9 protein-coding genes and 1 pseudogene are annotated in these 16,822 nt (G+C 55.7%); 5 read left to right on the forward strand and 5 right to left on the reverse strand.

The window, feature by feature from the left end; genetic code table 11:
* Positions 1-189: 189 nt before the first annotated feature.
* Positions 190-1,002, forward strand: a pseudogene (locus tag ACR0K5_RS13160) (IS5 family transposase).
* Between the two features lie 68 nt (positions 1,003-1,070).
* On the opposite strand, the gene ACR0K5_RS13165 reads toward ACR0K5_RS13160, so the two are convergent.
* Positions 1,071-1,982: a LysR substrate-binding domain-containing protein gene (locus tag ACR0K5_RS13165; protein ID WP_480630105.1), complete on the reverse strand. Its 912-nt coding sequence runs from the start codon at positions 1,980-1,982 to the stop codon at positions 1,071-1,073.
* A 97-nt stretch (positions 1,983-2,079) separates the two neighbouring features.
* Between ACR0K5_RS13165 and ACR0K5_RS13170 the strand changes: the two genes are divergently transcribed.
* The 4 genes from ACR0K5_RS13170 (at position 2,080) to ACR0K5_RS13185 (ending at position 10,627) form a co-directional block, all read left to right on the forward strand.
* Positions 2,080-3,600, forward strand: coding sequence for a trimethylamine methyltransferase family protein (locus ACR0K5_RS13170; protein ID WP_480630106.1), 1,521 nt, complete (start codon positions 2,080-2,082; stop codon positions 3,598-3,600).
* Positions 3,601-3,706: 106 nt separating this feature from the next.
* Positions 3,707-6,175 (forward strand): GcvT family protein, encoded by a 2,469-nt coding sequence (locus tag ACR0K5_RS13175; RefSeq protein WP_480630107.1) that lies wholly within the window; start codon positions 3,707-3,709, stop codon positions 6,173-6,175.
* A gap of 326 nt (positions 6,176-6,501) precedes the next feature.
* Positions 6,502-7,530: an AraC family transcriptional regulator gene (locus ACR0K5_RS13180; RefSeq protein ID WP_480630108.1), complete on the forward strand. Its 1,029-nt coding sequence runs from the start codon at positions 6,502-6,504 to the stop codon at positions 7,528-7,530.
* A 133-nt stretch (positions 7,531-7,663) separates the two neighbouring features.
* Positions 7,664-10,627 (forward strand): hypothetical protein, encoded by a 2,964-nt coding sequence (locus tag ACR0K5_RS13185; protein WP_480630109.1) that lies wholly within the window; start codon positions 7,664-7,666, stop codon positions 10,625-10,627.
* A 71-nt stretch (positions 10,628-10,698) separates the two neighbouring features.
* Here the strand turns inward: ACR0K5_RS13185 and ACR0K5_RS13190 are convergent, their stop codons facing one another.
* From ACR0K5_RS13190 to ACR0K5_RS13205, 4 genes are all read right to left on the reverse strand, one after another.
* Positions 10,699-12,339, reverse strand: a complete 1,641-nt coding sequence (locus tag ACR0K5_RS13190) for a N,N-dimethylformamidase beta subunit family domain-containing protein (protein WP_480630110.1) — start codon at positions 12,337-12,339, stop codon at positions 10,699-10,701.
* Between the two features lie 11 nt (positions 12,340-12,350).
* Positions 12,351-14,825: a CoA transferase gene (locus ACR0K5_RS13195; RefSeq protein ID WP_480630111.1), complete on the reverse strand. Its 2,475-nt coding sequence runs from the start codon at positions 14,823-14,825 to the stop codon at positions 12,351-12,353.
* Positions 14,826-15,273: 448 nt separating this feature from the next.
* Complete coding sequence (locus ACR0K5_RS13200; RefSeq protein WP_480630112.1) at positions 15,274-15,798, reverse strand: 2'-5' RNA ligase family protein; 525 nt, start codon at positions 15,796-15,798, stop codon at positions 15,274-15,276.
* 2 nt (positions 15,799-15,800) lie between these two features.
* Entirely contained in the window at positions 15,801-16,814 is a 1,014-nt protein-coding gene (locus tag ACR0K5_RS13205) for a LacI family DNA-binding transcriptional regulator (protein WP_480630113.1), read from the reverse strand.
* Positions 16,815-16,822 lie beyond the last annotated feature (8 nt).

A 16,822-nucleotide genomic window follows, 5' to 3' on the forward strand; every position in this document is an offset into this window, starting at 1 on the left:
TACCAGATCACAGCCGGTGGCACGGCGATCCAGACGATTGGGAATACACAGACAGCTCATACAGTTTTTTCACCTACTGTTTTGTGTGTCACTAGCAAGTTTACGACAAGTTGGCCTGCAAACGACACATTTGTCGCTGCAAGCTGCTAGGGTCAGGATGCATTGATTTCCACTTTTCGGCGTGATTCACTGCTCCAAACACGGAGCGAAGACACGAGCGACCTTTATTGGCTGGCAGACGAGCAGATGGCGCGTCTTGAACCTTTCTTCCCCAAGTCCCATGGCAGGACTCGTGGAAACGACAAGCGGGTCTTGAGCGGTATTATCTTCTTCAATCGCAACGGGTTACGTTGGCGTGATGCGCCCAAAGAATACGGACGTCACAAGACGCTCTACAACCGTTGGAGCGATAAAGGTATCTTTGCCGAGATGCTGATTGGTTTGGCGGCTGATCATGGTTAGGAAAAGACGACCATGATTGACGCGACTTATCTCAAAGCGCATCGCACGGCGTCCAGTCTGGGCGTCACAAAAAGGGGGCGTGGCCGCCTGATCAACTGCTCGACAGGCGCATCCGAAGGATGCTGCCGAAAGGGGTCTACCAAAGGTGGTATGAACACCAAGCTACACGCCGTCTGCGACGGTCAAGGACGGCCTCTGAACCTGTCTGTCACCGCTGGTCAGGTCAGCGATTACATCGGCGCACGGGCGTTCGTTGGCAGCCTGCCAAAGGTAGATTGGCTGCTCGGGGATCGCGGCTATGACGCCGACTGGTTCCGGGAAGCGTTGCAAGACAAAGGGATACGCGCGTGCATCCCGGGCCGGAAGCAACGCAAAACAACAATCCAATACGACAAGCGCCGATACAAACGCCGCAACCGCATTGAAATCACGTTTAGCAAGCTCAAGCACTGGCGCCGCGTGGCAACGCGGTACGAAAGGTGTCCCAATGTCTTCCTCTCAGCAACCGCTTTCGCAGCTTTGGTCATCTATTGGCTATGAGGCCTGACCCTAATCCAATCGTGTTTCAGAGTGGCCGAAATAAATAGGGCACTGCACCAGAATGGCCGTCAGTCTGAAACGTCTTTGTTGAGCAGAACCCAGTCCCTCACCCGTTTCGCGGTGTCAACAAGTGGTCTGTTTTCCGACCAAACCAGATAGAACCCAAGTCCCGTTTCCCATTTCCATTGGTCCAGTGCAGCCAGCAGCCCCCTTTGGACTAGCGGCGCCGTCAGGTGATCCCAGCCAAAAGCAAAACCCTCACCGGACAGGGCAGCCTGCAGAACAAGCGCATAGTCATTCAACCGAAGCCCCGAAATCGGAGGAGCCTCGGTCACATCGAAATGTTCGAACCACTGATTCCAGCTTGGGCGTTCACGAACGGGCTCTTCCAGATGAATCAGCTTGCAACCTAACAAATCCCGCACAGAGGTCAGAGGGCCTGCTGCGGCCATTTCTGCAGGGCTGGCAACCGGGTATATGATTTCCTTGGAAATAAGCTCTGAGTTGTACCCGTCCCACTGCCCCGAACCGCGGCGTATAGCGAGGCTTATGTTCTCGGAATCGATATCGGGCTCCCGGTCGCTGGACTGCAGCCTCAGATCGATATCTGGATAGGCCGAATGAAACTGCTGAAGTTTCGGCATCATCCAATAATAATTAAACCCGGATGATGCATTGAAAGTGACATGGTCATTCTTGGTGAACTGCTTGATCGAGTTTACCGATGCCAGAATTTGATCGAACGACCGTGACACATCCGAGTAAAGCTTTGAGCCCGCAGAGGTCAGCGTGATCCTCTTGTGTTCCCGTCGGAACAACAAAACACTCAGTGACTCTTCCAGCTGCTTGATGGCGGCGCTGACTGCTGGCTGCTTCACATTCATTTCGTCCGCAGCACGCGTGATCGACTGAAGCCGAGCTGCGGCTTCGAAATACACGAGATGGCGAGAAGAAGATACGTGTTTCCAGAGGTTATGCATAACCTGTGTTTATCCAAAACATTATCTTTTTCAACCGTCACGAACCGGTTTCAGATGGCTATTGTGCCGTTTCAAATGACCCGAGGAGTGGCTCAATATGGCTCGACGCGCACGACAGTCCCGTTTACGCAGCACAGAGGCCGGATCAGTTCCGGCGTCCCCGTATGTCCAGCGCAAACTGGCTTTTTTCGATCCTCTGCGGGAAGAGGACTTGGTGCGCCTCGAAGCCCAGGTCGACTGGATTTTCGAAGAGGTTGGCATCGCATTCCGGGATGATCCCGAAGCTTTGGAATTGTGGCGTCGTGAAGGTGCCCGGATCGAAGGCGACATTGTGCGGGCTGATGCGAGCTGGATTCGCGACCTGTGCGCCAAGGCTCCGAAGAAGTTCACTCAGATCGCACGCAACCGGGATCGGTCGGTTGTCATTGGTGATGGAAATCAGGTTTTTGCTCCGGTCTACGGCGCGCCTTTCGTCCGCGATCTGGAGGGCGGCCGCCGCTACGGCGACATTGAGTCGTTCGAGAAGTTGGTCAAACTGACCTATATGCACCCCAATCTGCATCACGGTGGGTTCGTGACATGCGAGCCTTGCGATGTCCCTGTCAGCAAGCGCCATCTGGACATGTTGTTCACGCATATGACGCTCAGCGACAAACCACATCTTGGTGCAATTACCGAGATGAGCCGCGCGCAAGACAGTGTCGATATGGCCGAGATCGTATTTGGCGCTGATTTTATGGAAGAAAACTGCGTGATTATGGGCAATGTGAACACAAACTCGCCGTTGCTGGTGGATCGAGTGGTGACCGAGGCGGCTCGTGTGTATTCAACGCGCGGACAGGGTATGATTGTAGTACCTTTTATCCTTTCCGGTGCTATGGGCCCCGTCAGCACAGCGGCCAGCGTTGCGCAGGCCATGGCCGAAGCGATGATGGTTTGCGCCTATGTGCAATTGTTGCGCCCCGGCGCACCTTTCGTGTTGGGTAACTTCCTGTCCTCGATGTCTTTGAAATCAGGCGCACCCACTTTCGGGATGCCCGAGCCAGTGATTTCGAACTATGCCATTGGGCAACTTGCCCGACGCGTGGGGCTACCGTTGCGTTGTGGCGGTTCACTGACCGCATCCAAGATCGAGGACGCACAAGCCGCTTATGAATCCGCAGATTCCATGCACTCAACGATGCTGTCCGGTGCAAACTTCGTATTGCACTCAGCTGGCTGGCTGGAGGGTGGGCTGTGCACCGGTTTCGAAAAGCTGATCATGGATGCTGATCGACTGGGCTCGTACCAGAAAATTCTGAGCCAGGGCCTGGACACGAGCGACGAAGCCTTCGCCCGCGATGCCTATGGCGAAGTCGAAGCAGGGGGTCACTTCCTGGGCTGCGCCCACACCATGCGCAACTATCAGACTGCGTTTTATGAACCCAAGCTGTCTGACAGTGAAAACGTTGAGAGCTGGGAAGAAGGTGGTTCCAAAGACATGCGCCGCCGGGCCTATGAACGCTGGAATCAGATGCTGAACGAATATCTGCCACCGACGATGGATAAGGCCAAAAAGGAAGAACTGGCCGCCTATGTCAGTCGTCGGAAAGAGGAAATTCCGGATGCCTGGTACTAGGGATTCTGATCCTCGGACGACACCGGCAAACATCCCAATGACAAGTAAACACCGAGACCAAAGGCGACCGCTTTCACCGGTGCCTGTGAATTAAGAAGGATTTCTCATGCCTGAGATTCAAAAAGACGAAAGCACGGCTGGAAAAAAGCTGCCGTCCCACGCCAAGGTTGTCGTGATCGGCGGTGGTGTAGTTGGGTGTTCGATCCTGTTCCACCTCGCCAAGTTCGGCTGGAAAGATGCCGTACTGCTGGAACGCGATGAGCTGACGTCCGGTTCAAGCTGGCATGCGGCGGGTCAGATCCACACGATCAGTTCAGACCCCAACATTTCACGCCTGCAAAGCTATACCATCGATCTGTATAAAGAGATCGAGGAACTGTCCGGCCACTCGGTTGGCCTGCATATTACTGGCGGTTTCTACGCCGCCTCGACCAAGGAATGGTATGATTACCTCAAACGCGAGCGGTCCAAAGCGCGCTATATGGGTCTGCATCAGGAATTCATCAGCCCCGAAGAACTGGCCAAGCGTCATCCGCTAATCGATCCCAAGCACTACTACGCAGCTCTGTGGGACGAGCAGGATGGCGATTTGGATCCATCAGGCGCCACCTATGCCTTTGCCAAGTCTGCGCGCCATTATGGTGCCCATTACTTCACTCACACGCCCGTCACGGCCACCAACCAGCGCCCCGACGGCAGCTGGGATGTGACCACACCCAAGGGTGTTATCAATGCCGAACATATCGTCAATTGCGGTGGTCTCTGGGCGCGAGAGGTCGGACATATGCAGGGCGTTCACTTGCCGGTACAGCCAATGGAACACCACTATCTGATAACGGACTCAATCCCGCTGATCAAAGAACGCATGGAGATCATGGGCGAAGCCGGTCGCCTGCCAGCAGGCATCGACTATGAGGCGAATATCTATTTCCGGCAGGAACGCCACGGTATGCTACTGGGCACCTACGAGCCGAAATCGACCCCATGGAAAGTTGACGGCACGCCTTGGGATTTTGGCCACGAACTGCTGCAACCCGATCTCGATCGCATTGCCGACCGGCTGGAGATGTCCTTTGAACGTATCCCCGCGATAGGTGAATCCGGCATCAAGGACACCATCAACGGGCCGTTCACCTTTGGCCCGGATGGCAATCCGATGATCGGCCCGGTTCCGGGGATGAAGAACTATTGGGTTGCGGTGGGCGTCATGGCCGGTTTCTGTCAGGGCGGCGGCGTCGGCCTGACCATGGCGGAATGGATGATCGACGGCGAGCCTTCAATCGACGTCTGGGCAATGGATGTGGCCCGCTTTGGCGAGTTCGCGACACCCGACTGGGGCACCATCAAGTCCTCGGAAAATTACGAGCGCCGCTTCGTCATGACCTTCCCGAACGAAACGCTGCCAAAGGGCCGGATGCAGAAAACCACCGCCCTGTATGACCGGCTGGTCGCCAACGGCGCGCTGATGGGTCAGGGCTTTGGGCTGGAGAACGCGTTGTGGTTCGCTGATGGACCAGAAGATGCATATGAAACCCCGACATTCGAGCGCAACCGCAGCCGCGAATATGTTGCGCGCGAGGTAAAGGCAGTACAAGAAGCCGTCGGCGGCATCGAGATCGCAAACTTCGCTAAGCATGAGTTCAGGGGCGAAGGTGCCCGTGAATACCTGAACCGCACGCTGGCCGGTTACGTTCCGAAACCTGGTCGCCTGACACTGACCCCGATGCTGACCGAAAAGGGCCGCCTATATGGAGATCTGACGGTTGCATGTCTGGCCGAGGATCACTTCATGCTGTTTGGTTCGGGCGCGATGCAGGACGCACACCGTCGCTGGTTCGAGAGGGACCTGCCCACGGAAGTAACCTATTCCAACGTGTCGGACGACTGGCACGGTATCGCGCTGTCCGGCCCGAGATCGCGAGAACTGCTGGCCCGTATCACCCGTGAGGACGTGAGCGCTGACGCGCTCAAGTTTCGCGATCTGCGCCAGACCTTTGTCGGAGGCGTACCGGTAATCCTGAACCGCATTTCCTTCTCGGGGGAACTGGGTTTTGAGATCTACTGCCGTCCACAATATCTGCTGCGCTTGGCCGAGGCGATTGAAGAGGCTGGTGCTGATCTGGGCTATCGCTGGTATGGTGCTCGTGCCCTGATGTCACTGCGTCTGGAAAAAGGCTGGGGCGTCTGGACCACCGATTTCCGTCCCGATTTCAACGCGGTGGAATCCGGAATGGATGCTTTCATCCACTGGAAGAAAGACTTTGTCGGCAAGGACGCCACGCTGAAAATCAAGGAAGACGGCGTTGCCCGCAAGCTGGTTACCATGACTATCGATGTTGACGGTATCGACGTCTCGAGCGACGAGGCCATCCTGAAAGATGGCGAAGCGGTTGGCTATGTCTCGTCCGGCGGTTACGGCCATCGCGTCGGCAAGTCGATGGCCATGGGTTACATCACCACTGAAAGCGCGGTACCGGGAACCAGGCTTCAGGTCGAAATTCTGGGTTCGTTCTACGATGCCGAAGTGCTGGGCGGGCCCCTCTATGACGCCAATGGAGCGAATATGCGGAGCTAAAAATGCTGAGTATGGGGCGTCTCCGGGCGTCTCATTCTCGACCACCCAAGTGCGTACTTCAGTACTGCGTGTTGATTGGTCGAAGCTGGCCGGCACTTCCTTGAGGGAAGCGCTTGTGTTTGGCCGGCGCTAAACCTGTCACAAGCGCCTATGCGCCGCTTGTGGTCTCATGCATCTTGAGATGTACTTTTCATATGGTTCCTTCCCGGTGTATCCCTTTCGCTGTTACACGAATGGCAGGCGAACTAAATGAAAAAGATATTGCACACTCAATTAGATAACTTTCGCATTTGCTCTAGAAACGCCTGCCCTGGACATGGTGCGTTTTGACGGAGCTTTCTCCTGCAGATCAAGTACCCAACCACTGGGTTCGCTCGATCCTGTCCCTGCCTCACTTGTCAGATCATTCCGTCCAAGCGCTGGCTGCAGCGAACCTGCCCCATGACGCATTGGATCAGATCGGCGCACCGGTTCCGCGAGGAACCGAAGCGATCATTCTGGATTTTCTTTCAGTCCATCTCGATTCCCCGTTTGCAGGGGCTGAAACCGGCATGGCGCTTGATCCGCGCAACAGTGCTTTGCTGACCTATATTCTGTTCAACTCGAAGACCCTGAGTGACGCCGTCCACCATGTGCAGCGTTTTACGCCGGTTGCTCGCCCTCAGGCTCGTGTCGAGCTCCGCAAGGCTTCTGAACATATCGACTTCATCATCTACAGTTCTGAACCCGATCTGAGGCTAAATGCCCATTTTATCGAATTTGCGCTGGGGGCAACTTTGGGTGCTTTCAGAACGGCGACGGGTTCGTCAAAACTGGCGTCTCAAGTCGGGTTGGGCAATTCGCGCAAACACGGCCAGCAGAAACTTGCCTCAATATACGGTTGCCCGGTCGTATTAAATTCGACTGAAAGCTATCTGCGGTTTCCAACCGCGAACCTGACCACACCGATACGCAACCCCGACACACAGCTTCTGGGCCACCTGACCAGTTATGGTGAAGTACTTCTGAGCAGAACCCGCCCGGCCCCAGCGACACTGGCCCAGAAGATCGAGCGACAGCTGTTACACGGTATGGCCGAAGGTCGCCCCCGGCTGTCGGATGTTGCGGCGGAACTTGGGTTGTCCGAGCGTACACTGAATCGCCGATTGCGCGACGAGGGCACAAGCTATCGCGATTTGATCAGAATTTCGCAACTCAAACTTGCGCAAGCCTTCCTGAGGGACCCGCATCTTACTTTGATCGAGATCGCTCATCTTTGCGGGTTCTGTGATCAGAGCAGCTTTACTCAAGCCTACAAAAGATGGACGGGAAATACGCCGAGATCCGCCAAAACATCATTTAGAAACAAGCGATAAATTGCGAAAAATATGCCTCTGGCGGGTTTTCTAAAAAGATTGGCAGGCCGCCAACATGAAATGTGTGCAAGGGTTGCTAACTACGCATTCACCACGCGTGAAAAATCAACCTGAAGATGAAAGCACACTCAAGATGTCCAATGGAACATTTACCGATTTTCTGTCGGCGCTTCTGGCGTTCGAATCTGGCTGGGACCGGGATCGTTACGAATCCGGCGTCATCCAGGACTGGCAGCTGAACAGCTGGGCCGGTGGAACCGTCACTGATTTCTTTCCCGACTACAGCAGCTGGGGCGATTTGAGCGACGAGGAATGGCAAAGCATGGCCTACAGGTCGATGAACTCACTGGGGTTTGTCGGCTTTCAGTTTGGTGAGGCGCTGCTGATTGACCTCGGCTATTACGATGACGATCAGTTTTACGGCAATGGGGCAGCGACCAATACCTGGGACGGCATATGGACTGGCAAGAACGGCGTGAACTCTCTGGAAGATTTCATGACTGAAGAGGCCCAGACCGTCGCCATTCAGGAAGCTTTCGGCCACAACCTTCAAATCATTGAAAACGGATTGCAGAATGCAGGCCAGAGCCTGTCTGATTTTATCGGGCAAACCGTAACATACACTGATGCAACCGGCTCAGTCGTAACGGTGGAACTGTCCCTGACAGGCATACTTGCTGCTTCCCACTTGCGCGGGCCCCACGGAACTTTGAACCTGTTGCTGAGCGGCGCGACTTCGACGGACGAATACGGCACCTCAATCCTGCAATACATCAACCAGTTCGGAGGATATGACGGCCCATCCGTCGAAGAACTGATCACATATTTCGAAGACCTCAAGACCGGGGACGAAGGTCTGGCCACGCCTGGTGATAACGCCGGCGTGGACGCCGGCCAGAGCGGCGCGCCCGATGGCACGGCCAATGTCGACAAGGACAGCGCCGACGTGGTGATTACATGGTCCTATGGGGCCGACGCCCAGATTACCGATTTTGATCCGGCTACCGATACGATATTTGTGGATTGGATTTCTGCCGATGATCTGGTCATTACCGAAACCGATGGATCGGTAGTGTTTTCAGTGCCGTCTAACCAGCAGTCGCTGACATTGGTCGGGGTAACTCTGGCCGATCTGCAAGCTGATAACTTCACCATCCTCGACAGTACCGCCGCACAGGAGATTCTGAGCCTCATTGGCAACGACACCCCTGCCCCGGATCCGGAACCCGGTCCAGATCCCGACCCCTCGCCCGATCCGGACCCGGACCCGACCCCCAACCCGAATGGGTCAGCAAGCGCCTTCGACAATCCGGCGATCACTGGCGAAAACGCCGATATTGTGGTCACCTGGACATGGGGCAATGACTCCGTCGTTCAGGGGTTCGACCCGGCAAGTGACACCATTTTCATCGACTGGATCGGTGCCGATGCGATTGAATTTTCCGAGGCCGGCGGTTCAGTGGTCATTTCGGTTCCCTCGAACAATCAATCCATCACTTTGCAGGGCGTGACACTGGCCATGCTCGAAGCGGAAAACATCCACGCCTTGGATGCATCGACCCGAAACGAGCTGGCCACATTGATCGACGTTGATGGCGATCATGATGATGGGCACGAAGGTGACGGCAACGGGAATACGCACACGCATATGCACGTGACCATCGGATATGGCAGCCCAGCGCAAGTGATCAATGGTTTCTTGCCCGCCATGGGCGATGTCATCGAGATCGACCCGTCCGTTGCAGCAAGCGATTTCGAGATTTTCGAGGAGTCCGGCGATGCCCTCGGCATGACTGTGCGCATCAGCATAACAGTGGATGGCGTGACAACGCAGACGGTGTTCACCGGCATTGGCCTGAGAGATTTGACGATTGCCAACTTCTCGGCCGGCACACAGGATGTTCAGAATGAAATTGCCACTGTGCTGGGGCAGGACATCTCAGCACCTGATACCGGTGGTTATGAACTGAGCTATGATACGGACGGTTCGAACCCGCCCGAAGTGACCGGCAGCACTGACACCGGTGGCCGTATCTTCCGGGCGGACAGCAACGCTGATGATATTACCGGTTTCGACGCGGCAATCGATCAGGTGGATTTCGGCGGAACTTCGGTTCACGGAATGATCATTACGAAATCCGAGGCCGGTGAGATCGTGATTGACAGCCCATGGTCCGATGCAGCCCAGATTGTTCAGGGCGTCGGTTATCAGGATGTCACGATCGACAGTTTCGGCATCGTCGGCAACGAACATTTCCGGCAGGACATGGGTGGTGTGATCTCGTGGGAACAAGGCGTTGGCGCGCGCGAAAACGACACCGTTTATATCCGCAGCCATGAATATGGTAGGTCCGAAGTGATCGACAATTTCGACCCCACATCGATGAAGATCAGCTTTCTCTACTTCGGAACGCGCGAGCGCTTGTCAGTCGAGGATACATCCGACGGGTTAGTGATTTCGACCCTGCCAAGCGGGCAGAGCTTTACCTTCACCGGTGTGTCCAAGGCTGATCTGGTGCCGGGATTGGTCGAATTCCACTTCGATCAGGTGATGGAGGATAATCTGGAAACGCCCTTCGGGTTCGACCAGAACGATGTCACGCTGGTGGATCGCACTGACCTGCTGACCCCTGAAGCGCCCGAAGGTGACACGACCGACGGTTTCCAGACCCGGGCCGGTGATCTGACTGGCAGTGTCTATGAGACTTCGGGGTCAAGTGACGAAACCGAGCAAACACCGGGTTCTTCTCAGGATGGACCTGCCCCGGACGGCAGTGTGATGCTTGGGCTTGAGGCTGACCGGGTCGAGATCGACTGGAACTGGGGCGCTCAAACCCGGATCGAAGGCTTCGACAAAGCCAATGACAGTTTTGATTTCAACGCCCTGACCGCTGAACAAGTCGGCATTCGTGAAGTGGACGGGAATCTTGAAATCGAGGTATTGGGCAATGGCGGCAACGTCACAACCATTGTCGGCATACAGGCTGAAGACCTGACGCCTGACAATATCGAGGCGGACGCCAACAACGCTATCCTTGACGATACCGGATTGCTGTTTGCGCAATTGACTGAGCTGGGCTTCGATCCTCTGGCATAAGGACGCAAGCTGACAAAGTTTCAGGGGCATAGATGTGCTCCTGAAGCATTACATATTTCTGAAATCGACAACTATGCAGGTGTCTGGGTTCCAAACCTGTTCAGTACATTTCGCGTAATCTGTTCGACCTGTCGGTCACCGCGCGTCAGGCCCATCACCCATTCGCAGGTTCCTGCAGTGAACACCTCTCCCTGCTCGCGTTGCCAGTATACGATGGCACCATTTCCGCGACTGCTGCGGTCCAGTGTTTCATCCGTGAGTTCGCCAAATAGGCGTTCAGCTTTGAAAGCTGCATCGGCGCCTCCGATATACAGCGTCTCTCCCCAGATATCATGTGCAGGCTCGATATTTGTGGCCAGACCAAGCGCCAGTATCTCAATAGAAGGGTCCGCGCCGTCTGTACCGGTTGGGAAAGGCAAGCCGTCGTCCATCCTGTAGTCCAGCCCGTCCACTTCGTATCCAAAAATTCGCGACTTTGATCCCAATTGGTCTCCGTACCCCAACTGAGTGTCCTCAAGCACCCAATGATCGGGACGATACACCGTAAACCCGCGACTGCCCTGCCCGACGCACCGCCCCAAGCTGGCGTAAACACCTTTCAGCCCATTGACGGCAAAGGTTTGCGCGCCGGGCCAATTGGCCGGTGCGACCTCCCACGCGGTCGTCACCAGATGCTCGTGCTCTGTGCCCACGAGCGGATCATTCTCAGCCGTGTACTTGTAACAGATCTGGGTCTGACCCTCGTCCTCGATGCGAGTTTGCCAAAGAAAATTCCCCGCAAATCGAGCGACGCGCCCACCATTGCACGTAAAGTGATCGACGGCGTGGCGCATATTTGCTGACCAGTATTCGTCGTGTCCTACAAAGACGGCGCATTTGAATCTCTCTAACAGCTTCGGATCGGTTTCAAGATTGTGCTGGGTGGCAAAGTCGAACTCATACCCCTGAGCTTCTGCCCATCGGGCAAAATGACGTTCGTAGCCGGCCCACCCGGCAGATGCGTATTTTTTGGAATACCCATAGGCGTAAGCCCATTCCATATAGGGATAGCGTACCATTTCACCGGGCACGTGCGGGACATCTGCGACCGCACGCGGTGCCCCTGCAGGCAATTTGCAGAACCCCCGCGACCATGGTCGTTGAGTTGACACGACAGGTGAAAACGCGTCGCGATCCGGTCCTGTTATACCCTCATAATGGTTGGATCCGCCCCAGCAATTGTAGGCCAGCCACGTTCCTGTGGCACAGACCAGAACATAGGGTGCAGCTGGTTTTTCTGCGGCGCGTTTCAACAGAAACAGGTGATGTTCTTCAACGCGATCTCCGTCTTGCTCAGCTCTGAGCGTCACCAGATAACCACCCTCGCGCCAGTCATCCGGAATGGTGAGCTCATACGAAACACTCCAGCCGCACCCTGTTACAGAACAATCTTCCGGCGTCTTCTGATGCACCCCCTTTATCTCTTTTTCACGAAACAACGGTTCATAAGTTGCACCGTCGCGACCGATTTCCAGCTCCCATTCCCGCGCCGTTGTCGAGACCCTAAGCGCCAGTTGATCGCCCGGAGAATAGGTCATGCGATCGGTGTAGCCCCAGACCTCCAACACGTTTTCATCGCGGGACGGTCCGATGTAATAGTTGTCCAGGATATGCCGGGCCTTGGCCCGGGTTCTTGGCGTTGTGGCAGCACCTGTGGTTTCCGAACGCGTCATGGCTGAATTGATTACTCCGGCAGGTACTTCAGCGACCAGCTTTCAGAGGCCGACCCAGCGGAGATCATCGCATCGATATCCTCATCTGAAAAACCTACATCCCGCAGAATACTGCGCGTATCCGCGCCGTATTTCGGCATCGGACCGGGAATGACGATCTCGGCGCGCTCCGGTCGGACAGCATTTGGAGCTACAAGATCGCACCATCTGCCCATAGGGTGTGTGTCATGGCGGATAACGCTGAACGTTCCCTGCGCCAGATCGATATTTCCTGCGCTTTCGGGCTGTAACACGGCGTCACGTGTATCATGCAGCGATCCCAGCGGCATGACAGTGCAGGAGGTACCGGCAAATGCCTGTTGCCAGTATTCAGCAGGTTGTTTGGCAAACAGATCCGCAAGAGCCCCCGCCAACTCCTCTTCCGGCATATCGGCGACGCTGGCGAGTTCGGTAACACGGCGCAGGGCTTCGCGCTGTTCGGTAGGTGCGGCAAAAAACATCCATCCGTCAGCTGCGCAGTAACAATGATAGAATGGACCCCATCCCATGGCGTCGCGCCCGGCGGGTTCGTCAAAGGGTGCGCGGCCTTCGAAATCATACATCAGCTGCGCCTGAATAAGGTTGCCGGCCCCTGCCAATGCGGCCCGTGCGATCCCGCCTTTGCCGGTCTTCTGCAATCTCAACAGGGCCGCGCCCAGCGCAACACAAGCGCAGTAGCCGGTCAGCACGTCAATCGTACCGAAATGCGCATGTTCTTCGGGTGTCGCCATGCCGCCGCCAAAGCGGACCATGACCCCTGTCGCGGCCTGTGCCAGGTCATCATAACCCAAATGGTCCGACTTGGGTCCGCGCGCAGGACCGCCAAAGGCATCGAGTTGCACCAGTATGAGGCGGGGATTGATCGCCTTCAGCTTTTCTTCGCTCAGCCCCAAGGCATCGCGCTGCTCGTCCGTACCGTTCATGGTGATGACGTCCGAGGAGTCGATGAGCCGCTGCAACGCCTTCTTCCCGTCGCTCGAGCCCAAATTCAGCAATACGCTCTGTTTGCCACGATGCGCGTGCAGGCCGAAAACCACAGTGTTCCACGGATCGACCGAGGGCTCCACGGGCTGAACGGAAGTTACCTGAGCGCCATATCGCGCCAGCGTAGATCCGATCGTCGGACCTGCGATCACGTTGGTGAGGTCCAGCACTTTCAACCCGTCAAGCCAGCCTTTGCCGCCAGCGCCTGACGGTCCACTGCGCGGTAGTTCAGAGAGTATAGTTGAAACGGGTGCGCTATCGTGATCCGGGCCCGGTTGTTTGACCAGCGCGGCGCCATCATCCGCGAGCCACGCAACATTTCCCATCTGCTTCATCTTGCCATGACGCGGATCATCTACCTCCAATACCAGACCTGACGCCAATGCGTGCGGTTCCGCCAGCCATTCCTTGCTGAATCGTTGTGCCGTTGCAGGTGCCTTGGCGGCCCCGAAAAGAGTTTCCCACTCATCAGACGGCTTTGTCAGAAAGGCCTCCTTCATCGCGCGGGACAAACGCGCGCGATCTCTGGCTCCAACCGGATAGTTGCGCAGCGACCATTCGTCTGGCCAGTTTGCGGTATCAAGATAGGCATCGAAGTCCGGCAATTGATCGGCCAGGGCTTTGAGGCCGAGTGTCTCCAACACTCGCCGCGGGTGCGTTTTCACACTGCCCGCCACCACGTAGAACCCACGCCCGTCGGCGCAGGTATAGGTTCGATAAAAGGGGTCGAGGAATTCCTCCAACTCCGCAAATGTCAGGTCCGTTGGCAAACCTTCGGCTGCGCGCCGGTCAAGTTCCACTTCACGAGGAGACTTGTAGCGTTCAGGGTAGTCCTCAATTTGTTCGCAATTATAGACCAATCCCTCAAGCAAGGCCGAAGCCAGAGGCACCTCAATGTGATCGCCCCCGTTCCGATCACGGGCAGCCAAGGCAAACTGCACGGCCATTGCGCCGAACGAAGCGCCATAAGCCGACGCCAGCGTCAATGGGGTAAAGGATGGGTTGATCCCCATCAGGCGACGGTTCAGCCCCATATCCGTGAATTGCCCCGTCCGGGCAGCGATCACGGCTTCCCACGCTGGCAGATGGGCCAGCGCGGGATCGGTTGAGGCGAACCCCGGTAGCGACAGGGATACGATGCGCGGATTTACCTCGCGCAGAGCTTTCGGACCCAGACCTAACCTCTCCATCACACCAGGTCGAAAGTTCTCAATAACCACGTCGGCTCGCGCCACCAGTTCGCGCGCGACCTGCAAACCTTCTTCTGTCTTAAGGTCGACTGTCACAGCGGTCTTGCCCCGTGACAGCATATCGGTGGCCGGTTCTTTCAATCGCGGCCCACCGGGCGGGTCGATGCGGATTACCTCTGCCCCTAGATCAGCAAGCATCATGCCAACCAGTGGGCCAGCCAGATACTGGCCGAAATCGAGAACACGAATATGATCGAGCGGTCTTGCAGTCATTCGTTGCTACTCTTCCAGGGTGATAGGATTGTTTTCTGCCGAGCAAATAGATTGCAGGAGTTCATCACGCGCTTCCCCTAGAGGACCGTTTGTCTGAACGTCGGTCGCAACGGGATCAACCCAACGTCTGTCCTTGTCCCACGCGATGATGTGGTTTCGATTGAGCCTCATCGTCTCCTCCAGCGACAGCTGGGTCCACCGTGCAGCCGAACAAAACCAGGAAGTTGTTCGATTTGACCAAGGCGTGTCGCAAACGGGCAAAATGCCTTACAATCGCTTGTTTGATGCGCCATTCGGACGCGTTCCAGGCTCAGCACGAAATTGGAATGAGTGTCGGCGCGGGCGACTGAGTCTTCAGGCCACAGGACAGCAATAGAGATGACGGAACGGATATGCCCCGTGGCAATCGGCTGGCGTCATAAGTCTACAAAACAAATGGTTGCAGTACCTAAAGCTCAAACGATCTCAGAATTTTCCAATCCTCGATTGGCACGTTTTGACTGGATTGAACCAAGTGCAGATGCCGAAATTGCAGCTTCGTACCAACCAGACTTTTCAACCCCTCGGTTTCTGCCGCTTTGATTTCCGGCGCGATCGGACCGTATGCCATGCTGATATGTGGCAGGAACTCTCGCGGGCACTGAGAAACAGGCAAGTCGTTTGCCAGCTTTTCCTGTTCACTGACCAAGTCGGGCGTAGGCGACAGATCCAGGTAAAGAGATTTATAGAACAGATCTTCGGCACCAATTCCCTTCACGGTCAGGCAGTGTTGTGAAAAGCCCGTCAAAATACGGTCAAGAATTGCAACAAGCTCTGCTTCATCAGCCGCAAGATCACCCATCAGCGTCACATGGGGCAAGAAACTTGGCGCGTTATGAGTATCGGCAAAATTCCTGATCCGAGTGCTCAGATCGGTCAGTTGTGGTTCTTCCGGCACCATCCAGACGGAATAGGTTGCAACGTCAGCCTTCATGCTCAATGCGTTCCTCGAGAAATAAATTCCGGTTCTATAAGGATTGTTTCGCTGGCTTTTTCCGGTTGGTCCAACCGCTCGGTCAGCAACCGCAAAATCTGTGAAACGGTCTGGTCCATATCGTTTCGAACCGTGGACAACTGAAAACTCGGCCATTGAGCAATCGCAATGTCGTCAAACCCAACAACGGACAGATCAGATGGAATAGACAGGCCAAACTGTTGATGCCCGGCGGCAATCGCCCCCAGTGCCATGGCATCATTTGCACAGAACAAACCGTCCAGTTCGACGTTGTTATTCAGAATACCAGTCAGAGCCTCATATCCGCCTTCGTAACTGAAATCAGAATGCTCCATGACGGCAGGTTTTAGCCCTGCCTTGGCTAAAGCGTTTTCAAAACCAGCTTTACGTTCCTGATCGGAGGACAAATGCGCCAGCCCCCCCAGATAACCCAGACGGGCTTTCCCTTGCGAGATCAATTGGGCCACCGCCAATTCAGCCCCGCGCGCGTTGTCGCAGCAGACACAATCCACCCCTTCGGCATCCATTACGCGCCCCGATACGATCAGAGGAATGTTCAGTTTGGCACAATGAATCGCAACTGATTCGTCCACACTCCCCCCTCGCAGAATCAGCGCATCCAGCGGGTAAGCCAGAACCTCGAGGACCTCTGCTTCGGAAGTTTCAGCAGACCCGCCAAGCACGACAGGCCACTTTCCCATCGCGTATAATCCCCGCATCAGCTTGGCCAGAATTTCACTGTCGTAGTGGTTAACGAGATCACCCGTCACAATAGCCACAAGGTTCGACCGGCCCCTGCTTTGCAACCCGGCTGCAAGTGCGTTGGGCCGGTATCCAAGCTGTTCAGAAACTTGAAGAATTTTCTTTTTCTTGTCTTCGTCCAGAGGTGAGCCCGGTGTGAATGCACGCGACACAGCTGAACGTGAGACACCTGCGGCCAAGGCGACCTGTTTAGCCGTAACACGGCGAGGCTTGGTTTCTTTACCTGTAGTCATGTTTCAGT

The sequence above is a fragment of the Ruegeria sp. AB9 genome (assembly GCF_056542585.1).

Excerpts from the sequence above, each read along its gene's own strand:
- ACR0K5_RS13205 (WP_480630113.1), bottom strand. The coding sequence starts at position 16,814 with ATGACTACAGGTAAAGAAACCAAGCCTCGCCGTGTTACGGCTAAACAG.
- ACR0K5_RS13190 (WP_480630110.1), bottom strand. The coding sequence starts at position 12,339 with ATGACGCGTTCGGAAACCACAGGTGCTGCCACAACGCCAAGAACCCGG.
- ACR0K5_RS13185 (WP_480630109.1), top strand. The coding sequence starts at position 7,664 with ATGTCCAATGGAACATTTACCGATTTTCTGTCGGCGCTTCTGGCGTTC.
- ACR0K5_RS13175 (WP_480630107.1), top strand. The coding sequence starts at position 3,707 with ATGCCTGAGATTCAAAAAGACGAAAGCACGGCTGGAAAAAAGCTGCCG.
- ACR0K5_RS13200 (WP_480630112.1), bottom strand. The coding sequence starts at position 15,798 with ATGAAGGCTGACGTTGCAACCTATTCCGTCTGGATGGTGCCGGAAGAA.
- ACR0K5_RS13195 (WP_480630111.1), bottom strand. The coding sequence starts at position 14,825 with ATGACTGCAAGACCGCTCGATCATATTCGTGTTCTCGATTTCGGCCAG.
- ACR0K5_RS13170 (WP_480630106.1), top strand. The coding sequence starts at position 2,080 with ATGGCTCGACGCGCACGACAGTCCCGTTTACGCAGCACAGAGGCCGGA.
- ACR0K5_RS13165 (WP_480630105.1), bottom strand. The coding sequence starts at position 1,982 with ATGCATAACCTCTGGAAACACGTATCTTCTTCTCGCCATCTCGTGTAT.